Genomic DNA, 23,433 nt, shown 5'->3' on the forward strand with positions numbered 1-23,433 from the left:
ACGGAGACGGTTACTTTCCGCTGTGCCCCAGGATATAGATATTGATAAAGAAGTAGAGCGTCATAGTGACGCCGACCAGAGTCACAAAGAGGCGAACCCAGCGCTGATCAATTTTACGCGCGTAGTAGGCGCCACCGTAGCCACCGATCACAGCTCCCACCACCATCAGCAGGGCCTGGGGCCAAAGGACCGCGCCGGCCAGCGCAAAAGTAATCACTGCAACCCCGTTGATCAGACCTGCCAGCAGGGTCTTGAGGCCATTCATCTCATGGATATTTTCCATGCCCATCATACCCAGCGTGGCCAGCATCAAGATGCCAATCCCGCCGCCGAAGTAACCTCCATAGGTAGCGATCAGCAGCTGGAAAAAGGAGACGCTGACCAACTTGAGCGGAGAGAGCTTCTCGACGCTCAAGGCCAGGGTCTCGGTCGTCGGGACCTCGTCGGGGTGCGTGGCCGTCTGAGACACAGCCGGGCCGACGGTCGCCACTGGCGCGGTGGCGCTAGCCACCGGGGAGGCCGCTACTGCGCGCCGCTTGCGCAGGAGGGCTGTCAGCCGTGGGCTAACGGCAAAGAGCACCGTGGCGATCAGGAGTAAGGGCGGAATCAGCAAGGTGAAGGTCTGCGGAGGTGTGTGCAGCAGGAGCAATGCGCCCAGAATGCCGCCGATGAGGCTGGTGCCGCCCAGCACTAACATCAATGCCCGCTGCTGCTGGGCCAGCTCGCGCCGATAGGCACCGGCACTGGCTACCACACCGGGCCAGAGCGCGACTGTGTTAGTAGCGTTGGCATTGATGGAAGGTACACCAGTAAAGATCAGTGCTGGAAAGCCGATAAAGCTGCCTCCACCAGCAACCGAATTCAACATGCCGCCGAGCACCGCGGCCACAAAGAGCAGAATGGCCTGTGCAAGGGTCATAGACGTATTCCAACTTTCCTTTGCGAGAATGATCCTCCTGTAATCATAGCAGCAAGAAAGACCGGAAAAGGAGGGGCTCCGAGTCACCCGCACTCCCCACTCTCATGAGCGCCAGCTCACGGGAGTGGCAGCGTGCCAGCGGTCGGAGCCTCTGCCTGACCGGGATCGTGGAGGCGACGGCAGGCGGGAGCCTAGTGGCTTAGCTCGCTCAGGCTGGCCTGGTGTCTGCGTCGCTCCTCCTTGCCACGCACGAGCGAGGTCCCTACGCCGATGACAGCGATCACGGCGCAGACCAGAAAGGCGCTCTGAAAGGCGTGAGAGAAGGCCTGCTCAAGCGCGGCAGCCCTGGCTGCGGAAAGAACACCGTGAGTGCGTAACATGACGAGCTGCAGGCCGGCGTTGGCCCCACCCAGGCTGGTAAAGACCGCGCCGGCCAGGGCGACGCTGATGCTCTGGCCCATCGTGCGGCCCGTAGCCAGGAAGCCTGAAGCACTGCCTTGCTGCTCACGTGGGGCATCGCCCATCAGCGCGCTGCTATTAGGCGATTGGAAGATGGCCTGGCCCAAACCTGTGACCACCAGGCGCCAAATGATATCCCAGATAGAGCTGTGGGCGTTGAGCTGGCCCAGCAAAAGCAGCCCCAGGCATGAAATTGCCAGCCCCGTGGCCGCCAGCCAGCGCGAGCCAATGCGGTCCGCCAGGCTGCCACTGAGTGGCGCCACACAGGCAAGCGTGATGGGGAGCGGCGTCAGTAAGAGGCCAGCCACCTCCGTCGGAAAGCCGTGCAGCTGCTCCAGATAGAAGGGCATCAGGAAGCTGACCGCGAAGAGCGACATGAAGCAGAGAATCAGGCTGATGTTGGCCGAAAGGAAGACCCGTCGCCGTAACAGCGAGAAGTCGATGACCGGGTAGGCCACGCGCTGCTCTATGAAGTAGAGCGCGATCAGGGCAGCCAGGCCAACAAACAAGCTGCCCATAACCAAGGGCGAGAACCATCCCAGCTCCTGGCCGAAGGAAAGAGCCAGGGTAATGCCAGCCAGGCCCAGACCCAGAGTCAATGCTCCCAGTGGATCGAAACGCCCCTGACGCTGGGCATGGCGCTCCTTCAGCAGGAACCAGGTGGCGAGGAGGCCAATGATGCCAACCGGAACGTTCACATAGAAGATCCAGCGCCAGGAAAGAGAGGTGGTGATCAGCCCACCTACGGTGGGGCCAACGCTGACGCCAAGAGCAACGTTAATGGCGTTGAGGCCCAAAGCTCGCCCCCGCTCCGAGGGAGGGAAGGCACTGGTCAACATGGCCGGCGCGATGGCCATCATCAGGGCACCACCAATGCCCTGGAAGCCCCGAGCAATGACGAGAAAGAGCAATGTGGGCGCCGCACCGCAAATGGCCGAGCCAAGGGTGAAAATGATGAGCCCCAGCAACCAGACCGGCTTTTGCCCTACCATATCGGCCAGACGCCCTGCTGTGAGCAGCATGGAGGCCGTGGTGACAAGATAAGCAATGGTGACCCACTCGACGGCTCCATTGAGCGGTACATGAAAATAGCTCGCTATAGCAGGCAAGCTGATATTGACGATTGAGCCATCAAGGGTGGCCATGAAGACACCTATGGCCAGAATGACAAAAACAAGCCATTTGTTGGTCTCGATGACCGTTGCTGACTGGCTCCCCTGCCGCTCGCCTTGTACGACAGCACCCAGGGGACGCGGCTCTGCTACCGGCAAGACAACAGTCTCTCCTGTCCGCCGCTCCTGCTCGTGGCTATGGCCGTTGCGCTCTACCCGCTCGCAAGGCTGGCTCGTCTTCTCCTCTGAGAATAAACGCAGTTCTGACAGTTGGGGATCTTGTTGCTGCATTATCCTTCCTGTTCCACTCACTCCCAATAGATACAAAAATTGGAGTCTATGTATATATCTTGAATAGAAGCACTGAAGTGCTGTCTAACCCGTGTAATCGCGGTAGTGTAGATAGCCTGAAAGAAGAGGGTGTGTGGCAAGGCGCTCACATCCACAGAAGAGATCTCGTGATCTGTTCCATAAGCGATGGAGCGCTGTGGTAGCGAGACACTCTCTTCATACTCTCTTTAGATAAAACAACTCTGAAAGAAGGGACATTCCTCATACCGACATATCGCCAAGTTGGAGCGATAAAAACTGTCCTTTTGGACAGGTTGTTCTATCCCGGTGGCCTGCTGATTCTGGCGGCTCGTCCAGGCCCGACTGATGGCTCGGCTTTCCTCGGTGAGGCGGACGTGCTATCATAAGTCACGGTTTTAGGAGCTATGGGGGGATGTGCTCTTTGTTCCGTCCTGTTTAGCACCGCACAAGATTGCTACCTGCTCCTCTGTTAAAGAGTTTTAAAGAGAGAAAAAGGATTGATGGGTGATGCAAGACAATCCATCAGCATTCCAGGATCAACAGCCAACTGTAGGAGAATCTCAGGGAGGGGAATTCTCCTTTCGAATCAGTGACTACGACTACGAGTTGCCGCCGGAACTGATTGCTCAGCGGCCGATCGAGCCGCGCGATGCCTCGCGCTTGCTGGTGGTCCATCGCGCTACAGGGACCTTAGAGCATCGCCACTTTCGCGATATCGGCGCGTATCTGCGGGAGGGCGACCTGCTGATTGCCAACCAGAGTCGTGTTATTCCCGCCAGACTGCTAGGCAAGCGAGAGGGCACCGGTGGAGCGGTCGAGGTGCTGCTCCTGGCCCATCGGGCCGATCTGGGAACGGACACCTGGGAAGCCTTGGTCCGTCCTGGGCGGCGACTACGGGAGGGGGCGCGCATCCTCTTTGGCGAGGATCGGCAAGCGGGCCTGCCGCCGCGTCTCCAGGGCGAGATTCGCGGGCGTACCGAAGCGGGCGGGCGCTTCATTCGCTTTACGCTGACGTCTGAGTATCTGGCTGTCCACCAGCAGGCCCAGACCACGCCGCCGGCGGTTGCCCAGGTTATCGAGGAGATAGGGCGCATGCCCTTACCGCCCTACATTCGTGAGCCGCTGGCCAATCCTGAGCGCTATCAGACTGTCTACGCGCGGATCGCCGGCTCGGCGGCGGCCCCCACAGCTGGACTCCACTTCACGCCGGAGCTGCTCGATCGTCTACGCGCCCAGGGGGTGCGTATTGGCTTCGTGACCCTTCACGTTGGTCTGGATACGTTCCGTCCAGTCGATGTCGAGGATGTGCGCGACCACAAGATGCATAGCGAGGAGATCGACATCGACGAGGCCACGGCTGAGCTGGTCAATGAGACGCGGCGGGCCGGTAGGCGTGTGGTCGCGGTGGGCACGACCTCGGTGCGCGTGCTGGAGAGTGTGGCCAGCCTCTTCAACGGTCAGGTGCGCCCTTATCATGGCCACACCAACCTCTATATTACCCCGGGCTATCGTTTCAAGGTGGTCGATGCCCTGATCACCAATTTCCACCTGCCGCGCTCGACGCTGATCCTGCTGGTCAGTGCCTTTGCGGGGAAGGCCCTGATCGAGCAAGCCTATCAAGAAGCTATTCGCCAGCGCTATCGCTTCTACAGTTTCGGCGACGCGATGTTGCTGCTCTAGGCGCGCTCTCCCTCTGGTCCGGTTCAGGCTTCCAGCAGAGCACAGGCGTAATGCTGATAGAAGCTGGGGTTAGCCCAGCGCAGCGGAGAGAGGAGTGGCAGGGGGAGCCCACGGATGAGGGCCTCGCGCAGGACCTGGTGGGCCTCGGTCTCGCGTCCCGCTGCGGCCCAGATGGCAGCCTGCCAGAACGGCCCTCCCCAGTGCTCTTCAGAACTGGGGGCGGCCAGGACCCGGCTGATGACGGCCTGAGCCTTGGCCTGCTCTCCCCGTATCCAGGCACTAACCGCCTGGCAGAGCAGGGCTACATACTGCTCGGGTGCGGTGCCAGCCAGGGCTTCCAGGCGCTCGGCAATGTACTCGTGCGGAGGCTCTTCGCAAAGGGTCACCCAGCAGGCCAGCCAGCCATGATCGATGTGCATCGGGTTGAGGGCGGTAGCTCGCTGGCAGTCCTGGCGTGCCCGGGCGAGATCTTGTAAGTAGAGGGAAGCCAGGGCGCGGTAGTGGTAGGCACAGGCAAAGTTGGGACGGGCTTGTAGCACGCTGTTCAGGTCGGCGATGGCCTGGCGCGGCTCCCGTAGTTGTAGGTAGATTAAGGCCCGCTGAAAGACAAGTGAGGCCTCGTGCGGGCTGTATTCCAGGGCGCGACAGTAGTCGCGAAGGGCGGCGTGGAATTCTTTGCGCCGTTGATAGAGAGCCGCTCGCTCCGGGTAGATATGAGTGGCCAGACCCGGGTCGAGTTCCAAGGCCCGCGTGTAGCTGCTCAGAGCCTGCTGGTAGGCAGCCAGACGGGTGCAGATGCGCCCGCGCAGATAATGGGCCTCGGCCAGGACGGGATGAAGACGCAGGGCCTGTTCACAGTCGCTCAGGGCCTGCTGGTATTGGCCAGCCTGATAGCAGGCTTCGCCACGACGCAGATAGAGGATGGCCTCATCGCCAGCGATGGCCAGGGCCCGGCTGTATAGCTCGATGGCTCGCTGAGGTTGGCCACGATGGAGATACATGCTCCCCCGCCGCGCCAGCGCAGCGGCCTCCGCCTGACCGCCTTCCTCCTCTCCTTCCCGCCTCCTGGAGTAGAGCAGCAGGCCAGGCCCCTCCCCCTGGAGGCAAGGAGCAATATGTAAAAAGCGATAAATAAAGTGGTAGATGGGGATAATGCTGGTAAATGTTGTAAAGATGCTCAAAGCGGTAAACACACTGGATGGGTTCATGCGGGCCGCTCCCGGTCAACTTTGGCTCTCTGTTGTCTTTCATATATTATTGTAGGAAACAGAACAACAGAGGACAGGGGAGACGGACAGCGGTAGGCAGGCTTAACGTTCATGGAGAGAGGGAGCGGAAAGGCGCCAGTGCTTGCAAGACATCCTCTACCGAGAAGGGCTTTGGCATCAGGCCATCGGCCTGCAGGGAGGCAGCGGCGGCCAGGTGGTTCATGGCCGACATCAGAATAATGCGGTGGCGGTGGCGCAGCTCCGGCTGAGCGGCCAGTTGGCGGCAGAGCGTGCTGCCATCCATGATGGGCATCATCAGGTCCAGGAAGACCACGTAGTGCTCCTCGCCCTGCTGCAGCACCTGCAGGGCCTCCTGGCCGTTGCGGGCTGTCCGCAGGTGATAGCCCTCGAATTCGAGAATATCGATCATCATCTCACGGATGAGCGGATCGTCATCGACGATCAGGACGTTAAGCCGACTCGTCATGGTCGCTGGCCGTTTCTCCCTCCTCCTGGTCGTGGGCTTCGGGCGGTGGGCTGGTACGTGGCAGATAGAAACTGAAGATCGAGCCCTCGCCTGGCACGCTGCGCTCCAGCCAGAGTTTGCCGCCCATCGCCTCGATAAAGCGACGACAGATATAGAGGCCCAGGCCGGAGCCGCGCACGGGCGTCGTCAACGTTCGCGAGGCCCGCACGAACTTCTCAAAGATCTTGTGCTGCTCCTCTGGGAGGATGCCCTCGCCCTGATCGCAGACGCTCACCACGGCCACTGGCAGGTCAGCCCCCTTCTCGATGAGGGCCTCATGATCGACCTGCTCCTCGGGGAGCGGCACCTCGCCCAGCGTCATTTCACGGACGCGGATCTCGATCTGGCTATCCGGAGGCGAATATTTGGCGGCGTTATCGAGCAGGTTTGTCAGCACCTGGCGCAGCAGTTGCGGATCGCAGTAGAGCCAGGTGCCCTTGGGCACGTTGACCTGGATCTCCTGCTCGATAGTGATGTTCAGAATGCTCACCGCCATCTCGACAGCGGTGCGCAGCTCGACAGGACTGGGATGGAGCTCCAGCTTGCGCCCCAGGGCGTCCATATTGGCGGCTTCGGTCATGTTGGCTACCAGGGCACTCAGCTGCTGGGCGGAAGCCGCAATCTTGCTGGCAAAGCGCAGAATCTGCTGCGGTGTGGCGCGCGCGCTCTGGCGCTTGAGCAAAGAGGCGTAGCCGCTGATGGCGCTCAGCGGCGTGCGCAGCTCATGGGAGGCTGTCACGATAAACTCATCCTTGAGGGTATTCATGCGCTGCAGCTCGGCATTGGCCTCCTGAATCTGCTCGAAGAGCTGGGCATTGCGGATGGCGCTGGCGGCCTGACTACAGAGGGCCAGCAGCATGCCAATCTCTTCGGGCTGGAAGACGCGGTCCTGGTGCGGCGTGTGAAGGGAGAGCAGCCCCATCAGCTCGGTCTGGTACTGGACCGGGATCATGATCATGCGCTGAATCTGGGTCTCGCGCAGGAAGATCGCCCCTCCCTCACTGGCTGTTTGCGCCAGCTCCTCGGCCAGGGCGCCATCGAGATAGAAGAAGGCCCCTTCGCTGGCCATGCGCTCCAGAAGAGACCCCTTGAAGGGCAAGCGAATCATCTCGATCAGCTCGCGCTCCTTCTCGCTATCGGCGTGCATGAAGGACAGCGCTTCGTTGCTGGCGCCTTTGTTGCTGCGGGCGTAGATGGCCTGAGCGATTAACTCCTGCCCGTCAGGCGACAGCTGGAAGAAGACGCCGATCTCCGCCTCCACCAGATTAGCGACGGCCCGCACGAAGTTGTCGAGCATCTCGCGCACGTTGAGCACGAGGCTGATGGACTGCAGGGCGCTATTCATGGCAGCCAGCGATTCCTCGCGCTGTCGGGCCTTGCGCAGCAGGCGTCGCGAGCGCTCGTAGAGCCGGGCGTTCTCGATCCCGACGGTGATGATCTGGACCATCGTCTCCAGTACCTGGATGTCCTCGTGCCGGTAGGCGTTGGGCCGTTGGCTGGCCAGGCTGACGGAGCCGATGACACGATTGAACATTTTCATCGGCAGCAGGAGAAATGACTCAGCCTGGCGCTGGTCGCCCCAAACGCCTTTCAGCAGCTCGTCGTATTCGTGCTGACGCAGATGGGCCGGGCTGAGCAGCAGGGTGCGCTTCTCTTCCTGCGTGACACGCCACCACTGCCGGCGGGTGCGCGGTTCGACTGATTCGGTCGGCAGACCCTCGACAGGCCGACCATCACAGACGGCGTAGACATCATAGATCATGCGCGTGTCGCGGTCGTAGAGGGTGACGAGCATGGCCGAGACGTCGACGATGCGCCGCGTGAACTGATAGACCTGTTCCAGCAGATAGGCGAGGTTGACGGTCGAAGGAAAGATGGCGCTGAGCTGCTGCAGCGATTGCAGGTGCTCGCTGGTGCGACGCTGGATCTGGCGCAGACGATGGTTTTCCAGATAGAGAGCCATCCGCTCGGTGAAGGTGTGGACCTCCTGACGCTGTTTGAGGTCAAAACCAGGCGAGGGCACCAGCTTGTAGAGAACGACCACCCCCAGAACCTGTGGCTGAGGCCCCGAGCGCTGACCACTCTCTTCATGGGCTAGAAGCGGCTCCTGGATGGGGGCGGCAAAATACCAGTATGGTCTGACGTCGAGGCTGAGGGACGTCTTGTGCTGCCCATGAAAGGCATAGACGTAGCTTTCGTGCTCCATTATACAGGACCGATTCTCGCGCCAGGTATAGCCGATCAGGTCCTGACCTGGGGTATAGCGACCGCCGACCGGGAAGAGACTCCCTGGCAGTGGCGGCACGTCTTCCAGCTCCTCTTGAGGCCCGGGCGTTCGCTTCAGGCGCCCTACTGCTGAGGAAGAAGGATCTTGCAGGTTAATGGTTGTTCGCCTGCCGACGCGATGAACACCCTCCGCGCCGCTCTGGCCTGTGCTCAGGCTCAGGCTGGGCTGGCCCCTGCGCCGCCGTTGCGCAGGCGCACGTGGAGCCTGATGACCATCTGCCCTAGCAGAGCATCGTACAGCGCTAGACACGCCCCCTGTGCCGCGAAATGCACCATCATCTGGTGAACCAGCTGCTTCAGGGTTGCTAGCGGATAAGCCTCGTTGCGTTCTGGCTCCAGCTCCCCCCAGATTGCTGTCGGCATGGGTCTATTCTCCTGTTCCCACTGCAGTGGCGCGCAGGCGGCAGGGAGGCGCAGTCTGACAAAGCTGCCCACGCGCTCGCCGCCGCAGATGGCGTCTGCTGTGCTCGCGCTCTTCCTGTCGCGAGACAGGATATCACAAGCTGTGTCTGTTGTCATCAGGCTGGGGCCTGTGGTAGGGGGGAGAAGCCAGGGTACGCTGAACCGGCAGAGCGAGCGGTACCGTGCTGGGCCGCTCCGCGGCCCGCACGGCCTGCTCCCCTGGGCTGTTAGATGCTGCTCGCGACTGCCGCCTGATGGCGCAGGCTCCAGGCGGCCAACACGAAGAGCAGCAGGGTGGTGCCGGCGATGACTGCCAGATCGGTCAACATCGTCGCGGCTGGCGTCTGGCTGGTCAAGGCGTTGTAGATGCCTTCAGCCAGGTAGTAGACCGGAATGGCCTTGATGATCGTCATGAAAGACTGGTTCTGAATAAACTGCCCTAATGGACCGACGAACAGCGCTGGCACGATGAAGAAGAAGACAAGGATGCCTCCAACCGCTCCCGAGGCCGAGATGGTGTTAAAGAGACAGCCGATCAGAAGACCGATGGCGTTGGTCAGGCAGGCCCCCATGAGGAGGAAGAGCAGCAGCCAAAGCAGGTTGCCTGTGAACCCCTGCATGATAAGGAAGACCAGCAACAGCAGCAACGCCTGGTAAGTCAGGCTGACCAACAGCTTGCCGGCGATAATATCGCTGAAAGAGATCGGCGAGGCCAGCAGCATGCGCAGAGTCTTCTTTTCTTTCTCCTCAATGATCAGACCAGGTACGATGCCTGTGGCATTCATGATGGTCATGACGAGCACATACATGACGAAGAAGGCTTTACTGTTTTCAGCGAAGGTGTTCGGTTGTGGCGGGTTAATGGTGCTGGTAACTATCGCCAGCGGCGGCTCGGGATTGACGACCTGGCGCCCGTAGTCGGTCAGGGCCTGGGCCAGCAGAGCGCGCTGGGTGGTGCCGATGCTGTCCCCGTTGATGAAGAGCTGTAGCTGCGGATGGCGACCCGCGCGCAGGTCGCTCTCGAAGGTGGGGGGCACGATCAGGCCAAGGGCATAGTCTGACTGCTTGTGGGCACCGTCGGGGCCGAAAGCTGTCTCAACGTCGCTGGGGCTGGCCGCATGCGTGATTGCGGGCGTGGAGAAGGCGGCGCTGACAACCTGCTCGATCGGCGATTGGCCCGGGTTGTAGATGAGCAGGCGTGTCGGCGATCCGCCGATGATGCTGTTGATGAAGCTGAAGAGCACAGCCATGAAGATGGGCAGGAGCAGCCCGACGAGCGTCGCCTTGTTCTGGACGATATCGATGAGGTCTTTGCGGGCAATGGCTAGAATGCTGCGCAGGTGCATAGTGATCACTCTCCCTGAAGCAAGAATCTCCGTTTTTCTGCTTTTGCTACGCTGCTGAAAAGAGACGACGGTTTACGATAGTGGCACACCGGCAACGTGGAAGAAGACCTCTTCCAGGCTGGCTTCCTGCGTGTGGAGGGAGCGAACCCGGCCCTCGCTGAGCCAGCGCGTCAGCCGCTGCTGGTCGTCGGCATCGTCTAGCTTCAGTGTAATGTCGCGCAGGCCCTGGCTGTGGTCCTGCTGCTCTTCCAGCGTGACCTGCAGCAGGCGTTTGCCGTGCTGCAGCTTCAGAAGCCGCGGAGCGTCGTTGGCGACCAGGCGCCCATTGACAATGAAGGCCACGCGCTGACAGAGTTGATCGGCCTCTTCCATCAGGTGGGTGGTCAGCAGGATCGTGGTGCCAGCTTCGCTCAGGCGCTGGACGATCTGGCGAATAGTATGGGCCGAGATGGGGTCGAGACCACGGCTTGGCTCGTCCAGAAAGAGGACGGCTGGCCGATGAAGCAGGGCACGGGCGATGAGCAGGCGCTGCTTGAGACCCTGAGAGAACTTCCCCACCGGCTCGCGCGCTCGGTCGCGCAGATCTACCAGGGTGAGCACTTCGTCGATGCGCTTCTCTGGCAGATTGTAGAGCCAGCAGGAGAAGCGCAGGTTGGCGCGCGCGGAAAGCCGCTCGTAGAGGTTCTGCTCCTCAAAGACAACGCCGATGCGCTGTTTGAGTCGCTGGCGCTCCCGAGCTACGTCGCAGCCCGCCACGCGCGCCCAGCCGCTGTCTGGGATGATCTGACCTGTGAGAAGACGGATGGTGGTGGTCTTGCCGGCTCCATTGGGGCCGAGCAGACCGAAGATTTCGCCGCGCCTGACGCTCAAGCTCAGGTCGGCAACGGCCTGGCGTTGGCCGAAGGTGCGTCGGAGCTGATGGGCTTCGATCATCAGTTCCGACTCTGACTGGTGCTCCATGACGATCTCCCCTTTCTGTTCTTGAGCTTCCATGTTCATAGCTGAATTGCTGACTGCCTGGCCAGGTCGCTTTCCCCTGGCGGTGGCTCTGTGCTGACTGTACCATCTGCGGCTGCCCGGCGCTATAAAAAACGGCTGGCTGGCGCGGTAGACAGGGTAAGAGGCGCTGTTGAGGAGCTGAGTGGTCGCGGGTTGGGGCTGAATGGAGCAGATACGGGGATGAATGGCGCAGCTCTTCCTGACGGTCCCTGACCGCCAGGCGAGGTGGATCTCCTCTTTCTGTCCAGACTGGCTATCCTGTATAATGATCTGCGGAAATGCGCTAGCGCTCGATCCAGGCCCAATGGCCACTGTGCAAGAACAAGGAGTGTCATGCAGTTAGAGATATGCCGGCTAGAGAAGACATTTGAGGGAAGAACTGTGCTTTCGATCCCTCAATTGCAGATACACGAGAGAGAAATTGTGGCCCTGGTTGGTCCTTCGGGCTGCGGCAAAACTCTCTTGTTGCACATGCTGGCCGGTCAGCTCAAGCCCAGTGGGGGGAGTGTCACCCTGGATGGACAGGATCTCTCAGGTGATCGGCGGGCAAGGGCCCGCGTCGCCTTGCTCTTTGCTGAGGACCTGCTCTATGAGCGCTTGAACCCGCGGCAGTTTCTGGCCTTCTTCTGCACGCTGCATGGCCTTCCTGGCCGGCGGATCGATGAGGTGCTGGCGACGGTCGGATTAAGCGACCAGGCCCGGCAGCCGATCAGCCGGCTCTCGCTCTCGGCCAAACGTCGTCTCTCCTTCGCTCAGCTGCAACTGCGACAGCCTGCCCTGGCGCTGCTCGACGAGCCGGTCGAGCGCGTCGATTGGGATACGGCCCAGCTCTTTGCTCAACTGATTCAGGATCTGGCCTCCCAAGGCAGTGCCGTGCTGCTCAGCGCCAAAGATCTCGCCTGGGCAGGCAAGTTCTGCACGCGCGTGATCGAGCTGGACGCCGGGCGCGTCAGCGGCGACTATAGCTATGCTGCTCGTTCGGCTGAAGGTGGCAGCAAGGAAGGTGAAGAGGGAACGGCTGTGGCGCCCACGCGCTATGTGCCCTATAAGGTGACAGCGCGCCGCGAAGATCGCATCATGCTCTACGATCCCGCGGAGGTCCTCTATGCGACCAGCCGCGATGGCCGAACTATTCTGCGCACCGTCGCCGGCGAAGAAGCAACTACCAATCTGACTCTGCACGAGCTGGAGCAGCGCCTGAGTGGGCGGGGCTTCTTCAAGGCCCATCGCGCCTACCTGGTTAATCTGCAGCATATCAAGGCCGTTATCCAGTTCACGCGCAACAGCTACACTCTGCAGCTCGACGATCCCCAGGAAACAATGATTCCTTTGAGCAAGCAGTCAGAAAAAGAGCTACAGAATCTGCTCGACTACTGAAGGGGTCCGGCGAGGCGGGCAATTCCTGGGCTCGAGTGCATGGGGCTGGACCTGGCTGGGGCTGGCTGTGTCGAGAGAAGGAGGCGAGGCGATTCGACGCTGTCGGCAAAATCTGTTATAGTGGAAGCGTCAAGCGGGTAGGCCCACCAAGCCAAGCCTCGAACCTTGCCAAGGAGTCAACGATGACAGCAGAGCATGCCGCAGCAGCTCCTCTCAAGCGCACACCGCTCTATGGGCAGCATCAGGCCCTTGGAGCGCGCATGGTCGAATTTGGAGGCTGGGAGATGCCGCTGCAATACAGCAGCATCCTCGAAGAACACCGGGCCGTGCGCACGCGAGCAGGCCTCTTCGACGTCAGCCACATGGGTGAATTCCAGATCGAAGGTCCGGAGGCGCTGCCATTTCTCCAATATTTGGTCCCCAATGATGTCGGGCGACTGGCCATCAACCAGGCGCTCTATACGACGCTCTGTCTGCCCACTGGGGGCGTCATTGACGATCTGCTCATCTATCGTCTGGAGGCTGAGCGCTACATGGTCGTGGTCAATGCGGCTAACATTGCCAAAGACCTGGCCTGGTTTCAGGAGCAGGCCCGGCGCTTCAGCGCTCTCCAGATCACCGATCGCTCGCAAGAAACCGCCCTGCTGGCCCTGCAAGGACCGGAGGCCCAGGCTATGCTTCAGCCCCTGGCTGCCGTGGACCTGGCGACGATTCGTTACTATCGCTGCCTGCCAGGCAATGTAGCGGGACTAGCCTGCCTGATTTCGCGCACGGGCTACACAGGCGAAGATGGCTTTGAACTCTACTGTGAGGCGGCTCAGGCCCCGCTGCTCTGGGAGCGCCTGCTCGCGGCAGGGAAAGAGCGCGGCCTGGTCCCCGCAGGACTGGGCGCGCGTGATACGCTTCGTCTGGAGGCTGGCTATTGCCTCTATGGCCACGAGCTGACAGAGCAGACCAATCCTCTGGAAGCCGGCCTGGCCTGGACGGTAAAATTTGAAAAAGGTGACTTCATTGGCCGTGAGGCCCTGCTGCGGGTCCGCGAGCAAGGGCCAGCGCGCAAGCTCATGGGCCTGGAGATGCTAGAGCGGCGGGTGCCCCGTGGCGGATATACTATCTATGACAGCGACGCTGGCGGCGAAAGCGGGAGCAGCGGGGCAGACCAGCGCGCCATCGGCGTGGTCACCAGCGGTGCCCCCAGCCCAACGCTCAACAAGAGCATCGGCATGGGCTATGTCGAGGCAGCTCGCGCGATCCCCGAGCACCTCGTGCAGGTCGAGATTGGCGATCGGCGCCTGGCCGCGCGCCTCCTGACTCTGCCTTTTTACAAGCGCCGCAAGTAAAGAGCTGGACGCGCAGGCAATACCAGCGCAGAGATAGACGGGGCACGCAGAAGTCCTGGCCTGCGCTGCAAGCTGACCAGAAGCACAACGCTGATCAGAGCAGAAGGAGACAGAGGATATGGCGAGCCTGAACCATCCGGCTGACCTCAAGTATAGCAAAACCGATGAGTGGGTCCGCATCCAGGGCGACCAGGCAACCATCGGCATCACGGACTACGCCCAGGACCAGCTCGGGGATGTCGTCTATGTCGAGATCCCTCTGACGCCCGGGCAACAGCTCAGCCGCGATCAGAAGTTCGGCGACATCGAATCGGTGAAAGCCACCTCGGAACTGGTGGTGCCAGTCAGCGGCGAGGTCCTGCAGCTGAATGAGCAGCTCAAGGATCACCCTGAGCTGGTCAATGAGCAGCCTTACGGGGATGGCTGGATGTTGGTGGTCAAGCTGACTAACCCTGCAGAACTAGACGATCTTATGACCGCTGAAGAGTACATTGCCTATCTTGAAGGGCGCTGACTGCCTGCCCGCTGAATTGACTGACTGGCCGAAGCTTGCTTGCTCACTTGCTGTGGCCCGCTCTGCCTATGCCGCTACCCTGCTGCTTCTCACTCGCCTGCTTGTTTCACTCAGCAACCCTGTTAGCCAGATCAGCCACTGGGAGAGGCGCAGAGGGGTGCGCAGCTGTAGCGCCGCCCGCGCTGGCGGGCCACCTTTGCCACAACTGGTCAGATGTCTGGATGTCCTGTGCTTGCTCTGGAGCAGCCGCTGGCAGGCGGCTTCAGCGGTGGGCCAGTGAGCGTTGAGTCTGACCGACCCTGATTCCCAGTTCGCCGTTCGGGAGAGGAAGCTACGATGGGATACATACCGAACACGCCCCAGGAGCAACAGGCCATGCTTGAGCGCCTGGGTTTGCGATCGATGGAAGACTTATTAGAGCCGGTGCCCGAGGAGGTGCGCCTGCGTCGTCCCCTCAATCTGCCGCCCGCGCTGGCCGAGCCGGATCTGAAGCGGCTCATGATGGGCATGGCTGCCAGGAACAAGAGCCTTGATCGAGTCATCTCCTTTCTGGGTGCCGGCAGCTACGAGCGCGCCATTCCCAGCGTTGTACCGCATCTACAGCGTCGCTCCGAGTTCGTTACCTCCTACACGCCCTATCAGCCGGAAGTCAGCCAGGGCATGCTGCAGGCCATCTACGAATTTCAAACGATGGTCTGCCAGCTCACTGGTCTCGACATCGCCAACGCCTCTCTCTACGATGGCGCCACCGCCCTTGTCGAGGCTGTTTTCATGGCTCTCGGTCCTGGAGGCCAGGGCGAGGTTGTTATCTCTGCCGCTATCGATCCCCAATATCGGCGCGTCCTGCGTACCTACGCGCACGCGCGCGGCTTCAGCGTACGCGAGGTGGCAACAGAGAACGGCGTCACCTCGCTGACTGCTTTGGAGGCCGCCATCGGGCCGCAGACCGTGGCTGTTGCCATCCAGCAACCGAATTTCTTTGGCTGTATCGAGGATGTCAAAGCTATCGAACCGCTGGTCCATCGTCATAGCCGCACCGTCTTTATCAGTGTCACCAGTGAACCCGCCTCCTTTGGTCTGCTGGCCTCACCGGCGGAGTACCAGGCTGATATCGCGGTCGGCGAGCTGATGAGTTTCGGCAATCCGCTGAGTTTCGGCGGGCCGGCCCTTGGCTTCCTGGCTGCGCGCGAGCGCTTTCTGCGCCTGATGCCTGGGCGTCTGGTCGGGCAGACCGTTGAGGAGGGCAGTGCCAGGCAGACCGGCTATGTGCTGACGCTGCAGGCGCGCGAGCAGCATATTCGTCGTGAGCGCGCAACCTCCAATATCTGTACCAATCAGTCGCTGCTGGCCGTCGGGGCCACCATCTACATGGCAGCTCTGGGCAAAGAGGGCCTGCGCGAGCTGGCGGCTCTCTGCCTGCACAAGGCTCACTATGCCCAGCGCCAGATTGGCGCCCTGCCCGGCTTCGAGCCTGCCTTCAGCGCTCCCTTCTTTGATGAATTCGTGATCCGTCTCCCGATCTCGGCCAATCGCTTACAGGAGCATCTCTTGCAGTACGATATCATCGGCGGCTATGACCTGGGCCGCGACTACCCCGATCTGGCCAATCATATGCTCTTCTGTGTGACTGAGATGCGCACTCGCGACGATATCGACCGCCTGGTGGCGGCTCTCAAGGAGGTGGCGGCATGAGTGTGGAACCGCTGATTTTTGAGAAAGGCGCCCCTGGACGACGTGCCGCGACCTTACCGGCGCTCGACGTGCCCGCGGAGCCGGTGGAGGGTCTGGTACCGCCGCATCTGCTGCGTCAGGAACCGGCCCCACTGCCCGAGGTCAGCGAGATCGAGATCGTGCGCCACTATACCCATCTGTCGCAGCGTAACTTTGGCGTCGACACCGGCTTTTATCCGCTTGGCTCCTGCACGATGAAGTACAATCCCAAGTTGCACGAGGACATGGCCGCTCTACCAGGCTTTGCCTTGCTCCATCCGTTGCAACCTGAAAGCACTGTGCAGGGAGCAATCCAGCTAGAGTACGAGCTGGAGCAGTATCTGGCCGAGATTGCTGGTATGGCCCGCGTGACCCTGCAGCCCTCGGCGGGTGCGCACGGCGAGCTGACTGGTCTGATGCTCATCAAAGCCTATCACGAGCAGCGTGGCGAGGGCCATCGCAACCTGGTGCTCATTCCCGACAACGCCCACGGGACCAATCCGGCCAGTGCCACCCTGGCTGGCTACCGCGCTGTCGAGATCAAGACCGACCCTGCCACTGGCGGCCTCGATATGGATCGTCTGCGCTCGCTGCTCGATAGCCAGGGGGGGCAGGTGGCGGCCATCATGCTGACAAATCCCAATACCCTGGGTATCTTTGACCAGAACGCTGTCGAGATCGCGCGCCTGGTCCATGAGGCCGGGGGGCAGCTCTACTACGATGGGGCCAACGCCAATGCCGTGCTGGGCATCACGCGCCCGGGCGATATGGGCTTCGATGTCGTGCATTTCAATTTACACAAGACCTGCAGCACGCCGCATGGTGGCGGTGGTCCGGGCGCCGGTCCCATCGGCGTCAAAGAGCACCTTGTTCCCTTCTTGCCTGGTCCGCTGCCAGCCAAAGACGAGCAGGGAAACTACTACTGGGCCGATCCGGGGCCGCTCTCGATCGGCAAGGTGCGCGCCAACACTGGCAATTTCGGGGTCCTCGTGCGAGCCTACACCTATATCCGCACCTATGGGCCAGAGGGCCTGCTGCGCGTGGCCCAGAGCGCCATTCTCAACGCCAACTACCTGCGTCACGAACTGGCGTCGGACTATGAGATCGCCTTCCCCCAGGTGCGACTCTGCCAGCACGAGTTTGTCGCCACGGCTCAGCGCCAGAAGCAAGAGAGTGGTGTTACGGCCAACGACATTGCCAAACGTCTACTCGACTTTGGTATGTATGCCCCGACCGTCTACTTCCCGCTCATTGTCCACGAGGCGATGATGATTGAGCCGACCGAGACCGAGACGCGCGAGACGCTCGACTACTTTATCAAGGTTATGCGCCAGATAGCTCAGGAGGCGCGCAGCAATCCTGAGATTGTCAAGACGGCGCCGCATACCACGCCGGTTGGGCGGCTGGATCAGGCGCTGGCGGCGCGCCGTCCCAACCTGCGCTGGAAGCCGGGGCAGGAAGCGACACACGGACTCGGGCAGCTGCTGTAAAGCTTTCGCCCTTGGGTTGGGAACACGCGGTCGCGCGGGCAGGAAGGATGGTGGCCTTTCTCATCAGTCTGACTGGCCATCTTCTGTCTGCGCGACTTTCCTGTTTGTCTGGGAGCTTGGCGAGAGCGCGTAGATGGGGGGAAGTTGGAGCGTGGAGGCAGATCTATGCGTGGTACAATAAAAGGAAAGCCTAGTTACCCATTGCCCGGGGCAGATAGCGTACATTGCGCAGTGTGAAAGGGAAGCATGCTCTATCGATCCATTCGCGAGCTGGCGGAAGACATCCGCTCTGGAATGACAACCCCTGGAGAACTCGTCAGCGAGGCCCTGGAGCGCATCGAGGCCCTCGATCATGAGCTACAAGCTTTTACCGCCGTGATGCGCGACGCGGCCCTGCAGGCTGCCGACGAAGCCGAGCGCGAGCAGCGGCGCGGCTTCTTCCGTGGTCCCCTACATGGTATCCCTATTGCCGTCAAAGACCTTATTGCCGTACAGGGGGAGCGTCTGACCGCTGGTTCGCGGGTTCTGGCTGACTATGTGGCATCCGAAGATGCGAGTGTTGTAGAGCACCTGCGACGGCACGGGGCCATCATCATCGGCAAGACCAATACCCACGAGTTCGGCCTTGGCGTCTTTACGCCACCGACGCGCAATCCCTGGAAACGTGACCACGTCCCCGGTGGCTCAAGTGGTGGCTCGGCGGTCGCGGTTGCTGCCGGCATGTGCTCTGGGGCTATCGGCACGGATACTGGTGGCTCAATTCGCATTCCGGCTGCCTGCTGCGGTGTCACCGGTCTCAAGCCGACCTATGGGCGCGTTAGTTGTTATGGGGTCATACCGCTGTCGCGCTCGTTGGATCACGTTGGGCCGCTGGCGCGCAGCGCTGAGGACTGCGCTTTCATCTTTGATGTCATTGCTGGCTATGACCCACGTGATCCCGAGAGTGTCTCGGGTCCTCCCTCGCGCTCTTCAGCGCTGCTCATTGAAGGACCAGAGGGGCGGGGACCGCTCTCGCTGCAGGGCTTACGGCTTGGCCTGCCGCTCGAGGACTTTGTGGCTCCGCTCGATCCCGAAGTGCGTGCAGCCTGGCGCGCGGCGGTCCTCATCTTCCAGGAAGCCGGGGCCCAGATCAGCGAAGTGCGGCTCAGTCGGCCCTCGCTGGCGACCTTCCGTACTATTCAACTGCCCGAGGCAGCCTTTGCCCATCGTGAGCGTGGCTGGCTCAGCGAGCGCGCGGCCTTTTATGGTCCCCTCACGCTGCGTCGTCTGCAAGAGGGGGAGCGCATCAGTGCCATCGACTATCTCCGGGCCCAACAGGAACGGCGCCTCTTCTCCACACAGCTGCGCTCGGTGCTGCAGCGAGTTGATGCGCTTGTGCTGCCTGCTCAACCCATGCCGGCCATTCCCATCGCCCAGATCGACCAAGAGATTACCATTGAGGGTCAACAGGAGGAGGCCACCACGGCCTCGCTGCGCCTCACGCTGCCTTTCAACCTGGCTGGTCTTCCTGCTGTGGCCTTTCCCTGTGGCTTTAGTCAGGCCGGCCTCCCGCTCAGCCTCCAGGTCGTGGGCAATGCCTTCGACGAAGCGACTGTCTTAAGAATTGCCCACGCTTACCAACAGCTGACCGATTGGCATCGGCGAGACATTCCCTGACCAGCAAACGGCAGAGAGAGAGGAAGGAAAGGAGAGCCTTATGGAAGCTGGTCCGCGGCGTGACCCTGATCCTGATCCGGCCCACCGGAATGGTCCAGGCCAGCATCAGGACCAGCTGGGGGCGCAGCAACAGGCCCTGGTTGAGCACCTGAAGGAGCGTGGCTTCCTGCGCGCAGCTCGCATCGAGGCGGCCTTTCGGGCTGTGCCCCGCCATCTCTTCCTGCCTGGGGTTCCTCCCGAAGAAGTCTATCGTGACCAGGTCATCCCTCTCAAGATTGTCGACGGAGTCTGTATCAGCTCCTCTTCGCAACCAGCTATCATGGCCATTATGCTCGAGCAGCTCGATCTAAAGCCAGGTCAGCGAGTACTGGAGATCGGAGCTGCCAGCGGCTACAATGCGGCCCTCATGGCTCACATCGTGGGTGAGAGCGGCACTGTTGTGACCATCGATATCGATGAGGACCTGGTGGAGGGGGCGCGTGCCCGTCTGGAAGCTGCCGGCTACCGCCAGGTGCATGTTCTCTGTGGAGATGGGGCTCAAGGCTATCCGCCCGCGGCCCCCTATGACCGCATCATTCTCACCGTGGCCGCAGGCGATATAGCCGCGCCCTGGTACGAGCAGTTGAAGCCTGACGGGAGGCTACTCCTCCCGTTGGTTCTCCGTGATGCTCAATTCTCGGTTGCTCTAGAGCGACGCGCTGACCATCTTGAGAGCGTCTCAGTACGCTGCTGTGCTTTCATGATGCTACGCGGCCCCTTTGCAGAGGCAGGGGGTATCTTCGCCCTTGGGGCGCGGACCGAGGCCAGTCCTGCGCTCCAGCTGCGCTTGAATAACTACCAGCCGGTGGATGTTGCCGCCCTCTATCGAGATCTCGCCGGTCCCTGGTACGACCTGCCCAGTGGCGTGCTTGCCAATCTCCACGAGGTCCATTACGGTTTTAACTCCTGGCTCTCCCAACACGAGCCGACAGCCTGTAGCCTCGTGGCTCAGCGCGAGCACCCAGCGCTGACCGAGCTACCCTGGCTCTTCAAGGTCGCTGGTCTAGAGGCCCGTGCCACCATAGGAATGGTGGCCGACAATCACATTGCCTTGCTCGCCCTGCCTCCGGGCTGGAGGCAGTCGGCCAGTGGCGCTGGCCAAAGCGGCCAGGCCGTCTGTGAAATCATGGTGCGCTGCTTTGGCGGGGCCGAATATCTGGCTCGACGCCTGCTTTCTCTCCTTCGCTCCTGGGATACGGCGGGGCGTCCCGCCAGCTGGCTGCTTGTCCCTGGCGATGAGCGCTTGCGCCTGCGGATCTATCCCCTGCACGTTCCCTGTCCCGAGGAACCAGCCCCCGGACGCCTCATCTTTACCCGGCGCTGGTCTCGTCTGGTGATTGAACGCCAGGCTTGATGGTCTCAAACTTCCTCTGCAGCGTCAGCATCTTGCGCTGCCAGGTCAAGGTATCTCGACTGGCGGCCAGAAGTTCCCACGGACTGGTCTGCCAGTCATCGATGACTTTGGCGGGCGCCCAGGCAGGCAGCGGCATCTCCAGCCGCCTTGCCAGACTCTGAACATAGCGCTCGTAGAGCTGTCGTAACTCGGCCAGGCGCTGCTCGCGCTCCGGTGAAACCTCCAGCCCTAGCGTCTCCAGTGCCGCCAGTAAGCGAGCGCGCTCCTCACCAGTCAGACGATCCACGCTGGCGGGCCGCGGCCTCACATCGAAGACCTGGGCCAGATCGACCGCGGCATGGCGCGCGATGGCAAAGGTGAACCAGGCAGTCTGTGCTGGCAAGTCGTCCAGATAAGCGATGATCAACGCACAGGCGTCGAGCAGGGTGGTCAGGGCGGCCAGCCATGACTGGCGTTCGTGCTGTGAACGATAATAGATGAGCACCGGGTAAGAGAGATGGCTCTCCAGCAGCTCGGCAGCCCAGCGCTCCCACTCGCGCAACAGGCGCACCAGCTCTGGAAACTGCTCCCCCTGGGCGTGGCGGCGCAGCAGCTCCAAGGCACTGGGCGGCGAGCCGGCGTGAGCATCGAGCTGAGCGATACTGGCCTCCCGCCGCGAAAACGCCTGATAGATGACCGGGAGATAGCTAAGCACCAGCGCCAGGAAACCGAAGCCCGTGCCAGCCTCGATGACTGTCACCAGGCGCGGCAGACCCGCTGCCGGCGCAATGTCGCCAAGCCCGAGCGTAAAGAAGGTGGTTCCGCTAAAATAGAAAAGCGTGCTCAGCGACGCCTGCTGTTCGGGCGCATGCACCGTCATGCCCAGGCTCCATTGCAGCAGCGCAAAGCCGCTGACTAAGCCGACAGCCCAGATCACCAGGAGGAATAAGAGCGACAGCGGCCCGTACAGGCTCAAATAATATTCGCGTCGCCCTCCATTGTGGATCAGATGGGCAGGACCACGCCACAGCCACCAGCTCACCCGAAAAATCAGGCGTGCCAGCCGAAAGCGGCGAGAGATGCGGCGAGGTAAAACCACAGTCTCGAAAGCGTCCAGCAAGATCACGAGTATCAGCACAACGCTGAGGGAACCAACCAACCAGGGCATAACGCCACTCCTCCTCTCAGGATACGCAAGGGAACATGAACGATGCCTGCTCTCCAGCGAGGCAACCCAGCCGGTCAATAGACGAGGCTGTTTCAGGCTAGCCCATGCCAGTGGGGGACGTCAATGCCCCCTGGTGCAGCCGCCTCAATTGCTGGTGAGCGGGCAGCGCGTGAGCAACACCAACCGCCTGCCTGCCCGTGGAACCGACAGGTGAGGGAGAGCTCGCCGCCGACGGCGAACTCCATTGACAAAGTGCCCGTCTCTCCTGTAATCTGTCTGGAGAGATAAAAAGGGCCTCTCTTCTCTGGCCTGCGCTTCTGATCGGAACGGGGGGGCCAAAGAGCAGGAAGAGCCGTCTCTTCTCTGCCCGTCGATCATGCGTACAGGCTGGAAATCAGCGAGCTTCGCTGTCTCATCCCGCCTCCGCCGGGGGCTTCATGGCTCAGGGAGGGATGCGGGAAGAAGGCAGCCACTACTCTAACGGAAGATGAGGGCGCTGAACGCTTGAGGGTGCTGAAGGAAAGAAAGCCAGCAAGTACAAGATGGAACTGCTGACCGGTATAGTGCTTAGCGGAGCACACGGCATTTATGAGGTCTATACCGATCAGGGCAAGCTGCGCTGCACACTCCGCGGCAAGCTGAAGAAAGCCTTCGCCGAAGCGGCCCGGGGACGCCCCGTACGTGGGAAAGTCACCGGCCCCCTGGCCCGCCAGCAGCGTGCAGAGGCAGAGGTCGCAACGTTGCCTTCGCGTCTGAGCGTCGGTGATCGCGTCAAGGTCCGGCGGCTTGATGCGGAGACGGGCCTGATTGAGGAGGTCCTGCCACGGCAGAGCGAGCTCGCACGGCGCGATGTCGGTTCGCGCGAGAGCAATCCGCGGGCGCAGACGCTGCTTGCGAATTTGGATCAGGTGGTGATTGTTTTTGCCACCACGCAGCCCGAGCCTCATTTTGGCATGCTTGACCGCTATCTGGCCATCTGCGAGCATGCCGAGCTGCGCCCGATCATCTGTATCAACAAGGTCGACCTGCCGCATGATAAGAGCGTCGAAGAAGCTGTCGCCCTGTATCAACAGCTCGGCTATACGGTCCTGTGGACCAGCTGCGAAACTGGCCAGGGCATCGAGCAACTGCGCGAGCTCCTCAAGGGCCACATCACCCTCTTCACCGGTCCTTCCGGCGTAGGCAAGTCTTCGCTCGTCAATGCGCTGGAGCCGGGCATGGCCGTGCGCACCGGCATGGTTAGCTCCGCCACGGGCAAGGGACGCCATACCACCACCAGCTCGCAGCTCTATCCACTCTCTAGTGGCGGCTGGCTGGCCGACTCTGCCGGTATCCGGGCCCTTGCCGTCTGGAACATCCCAAAAGAGGAACTGGCGAGCTGCTTTGTCGAGTTCCGCCCCTACCTGGGTGAATGCTTCTACTCAGACTGCCTCCACGTTGATGAAGAAAACTGCGCCATCCAGCAGGCGGTTAAAGATGGCCTCATCAACGAACGGCGCTATCAGAGCTACGTCCGCCTGTTGAAGGAAGAAGAGCGTTAGAGTCTGCTCTCAGCTC

Annotated in this window: 18 protein-coding genes; 9 read left to right on the plus strand and 9 right to left on the minus strand. The window is 61.3% G+C overall.

From position 1 onward, the window contains the following. Nucleotides 1-10: 10 nt before the first annotated feature. Together N688_RS00320 and N688_RS00325 are read right to left on the minus strand one after the other, a co-directional pair. Nucleotides 11-919, minus strand: a complete 909-nt coding sequence (locus tag N688_RS00320) for a sulfite exporter TauE/SafE family protein (protein ID WP_052887425.1) — start codon at nt 917-919, stop codon at nt 11-13. Between the two features lie 191 nt (nt 920-1,110). Then, nucleotides 1,111-2,781 carry an MFS transporter gene (locus tag N688_RS00325; RefSeq protein ID WP_081838349.1) on the minus strand — a complete coding sequence of 557 codons (1,671 nt, stop codon included), beginning with the start codon at nt 2,779-2,781 and terminating at the stop codon, nt 1,111-1,113. A 528-nt stretch (nt 2,782-3,309) separates the two neighbouring features. Between N688_RS00325 and queA the strand changes: the two genes are divergently transcribed. Next, nucleotides 3,310-4,482, plus strand: a complete 1,173-nt coding sequence (queA, locus tag N688_RS00330) for a tRNA preQ1(34) S-adenosylmethionine ribosyltransferase-isomerase QueA (RefSeq protein WP_081838350.1) — start codon at nt 3,310-3,312, stop codon at nt 4,480-4,482. Nucleotides 4,483-4,505: 23 nt separating this feature from the next. Here queA and N688_RS00335 read toward each other — a convergent pair whose 3' ends face one another. The 6 genes from N688_RS00335 to N688_RS00360 all read right to left on the minus strand — a co-directional run bounded on the left by N688_RS00335 (nt 4,506) and on the right by N688_RS00360 (nt 11,249). Beyond that, nucleotides 4,506-5,690, minus strand: coding sequence for a tetratricopeptide repeat protein (locus tag N688_RS00335; protein ID WP_052887426.1), 1,185 nt, complete (start codon nt 5,688-5,690; stop codon nt 4,506-4,508). Between the two features lie 109 nt (nt 5,691-5,799). Further along, nucleotides 5,800-6,177, minus strand: a complete 378-nt coding sequence (locus N688_RS00340) for a response regulator (RefSeq protein WP_052887427.1) — start codon at nt 6,175-6,177, stop codon at nt 5,800-5,802. Next, nucleotides 6,161-8,521 carry a sensor histidine kinase gene (locus N688_RS00345; RefSeq protein WP_052887428.1) on the minus strand — a complete coding sequence of 787 codons (2,361 nt, stop codon included), beginning with the start codon at nt 8,519-8,521 and terminating at the stop codon, nt 6,161-6,163. Before N688_RS00345 ends, N688_RS00340 begins: the two co-directional genes overlap by 17 nt. A gap of 137 nt (nt 8,522-8,658) precedes the next feature. Next, nucleotides 8,659-8,865 (minus strand): hypothetical protein, encoded by a 207-nt coding sequence (locus tag N688_RS00350; RefSeq protein ID WP_052887429.1) that lies wholly within the window; start codon nt 8,863-8,865, stop codon nt 8,659-8,661. A 266-nt stretch (nt 8,866-9,131) separates the two neighbouring features. Continuing rightward, nucleotides 9,132-10,250, minus strand: coding sequence for an ABC transporter permease (locus tag N688_RS00355; protein ID WP_052887430.1), 1,119 nt, complete (start codon nt 10,248-10,250; stop codon nt 9,132-9,134). 72 nt (nt 10,251-10,322) lie between these two features. Continuing rightward, nucleotides 10,323-11,249, minus strand: coding sequence for an ABC transporter ATP-binding protein (locus tag N688_RS00360; RefSeq protein WP_202901804.1), 927 nt, complete (start codon nt 11,247-11,249; stop codon nt 10,323-10,325). A gap of 333 nt (nt 11,250-11,582) precedes the next feature. Between N688_RS00360 and N688_RS00365 the strand changes: the two genes are divergently transcribed. From N688_RS00365 to fxlM, 7 genes are all read left to right on the plus strand, one after another. Beyond that, nucleotides 11,583-12,626: an ATP-binding cassette domain-containing protein gene (locus N688_RS00365; RefSeq protein ID WP_052887431.1), complete on the plus strand. Its 1,044-nt coding sequence runs from the start codon at nt 11,583-11,585 to the stop codon at nt 12,624-12,626. Nucleotides 12,627-12,808: 182 nt separating this feature from the next. After that, entirely contained in the window at nt 12,809-13,966 is a 1,158-nt protein-coding gene (gene gcvT / locus N688_RS00370) for a glycine cleavage system aminomethyltransferase GcvT (protein ID WP_052887432.1), read from the plus strand. Nucleotides 13,967-14,093: 127 nt separating this feature from the next. Then, entirely contained in the window at nt 14,094-14,480 is a 387-nt protein-coding gene (gene gcvH, locus N688_RS00375; RefSeq protein ID WP_156025645.1) for a glycine cleavage system protein GcvH, read from the plus strand. Between the two features lie 336 nt (nt 14,481-14,816). Continuing rightward, on the plus strand, nt 14,817-16,172 hold the full coding sequence (gcvPA, locus tag N688_RS00385; protein WP_052887435.1) for an aminomethyl-transferring glycine dehydrogenase subunit GcvPA: 1,356 nt from the start codon (nt 14,817-14,819) through the stop codon (nt 16,170-16,172). Beyond that, the gene (gene gcvPB / locus N688_RS00390; RefSeq protein WP_052887436.1) at nt 16,169-17,680 is read left to right on the plus strand and encodes an aminomethyl-transferring glycine dehydrogenase subunit GcvPB; all 1,512 of its coding nucleotides are present in this window, start codon (nt 16,169-16,171) and stop codon (nt 17,678-17,680) included. The genes gcvPA and gcvPB overlap by 4 nt, the downstream gene beginning before the upstream one ends. Nucleotides 17,681-17,926: 246 nt before the next feature. After that, the gene (locus N688_RS00395) at nt 17,927-19,336 is read left to right on the plus strand and encodes an Asp-tRNA(Asn)/Glu-tRNA(Gln) amidotransferase GatCAB subunit A (protein WP_052887437.1); all 1,410 of its coding nucleotides are present in this window, start codon (nt 17,927-17,929) and stop codon (nt 19,334-19,336) included. A gap of 40 nt (nt 19,337-19,376) precedes the next feature. Beyond that, nucleotides 19,377-20,729, plus strand: coding sequence for a methyltransferase, FxLD system (gene fxlM / locus N688_RS00400; RefSeq protein ID WP_052887438.1), 1,353 nt, complete (start codon nt 19,377-19,379; stop codon nt 20,727-20,729). On the opposite strand, the gene N688_RS00405 is transcribed toward fxlM, so the two are convergent. Further along, nucleotides 20,686-21,876: a potassium channel family protein gene (locus tag N688_RS00405; RefSeq protein ID WP_081838351.1), complete on the minus strand. Its 1,191-nt coding sequence runs from the start codon at nt 21,874-21,876 to the stop codon at nt 20,686-20,688. The genes fxlM and N688_RS00405 overlap by 44 nt on opposite strands. A gap of 542 nt (nt 21,877-22,418) precedes the next feature. Here N688_RS00405 and rsgA point away from each other — a divergent pair. After that, on the plus strand, nt 22,419-23,417 hold the full coding sequence (gene rsgA, locus N688_RS00410) for a ribosome small subunit-dependent GTPase A (RefSeq protein ID WP_052887439.1): 999 nt from the start codon (nt 22,419-22,421) through the stop codon (nt 23,415-23,417). Nucleotides 23,418-23,433 lie beyond the last annotated feature (16 nt).

Origin of the sequence: Thermogemmatispora carboxidivorans (assembly GCF_000702505.1) — a bacterium.
Lineage (GTDB): Bacteria > Chloroflexota > Ktedonobacteria > Ktedonobacterales > Ktedonobacteraceae > Thermogemmatispora > Thermogemmatispora carboxidivorans.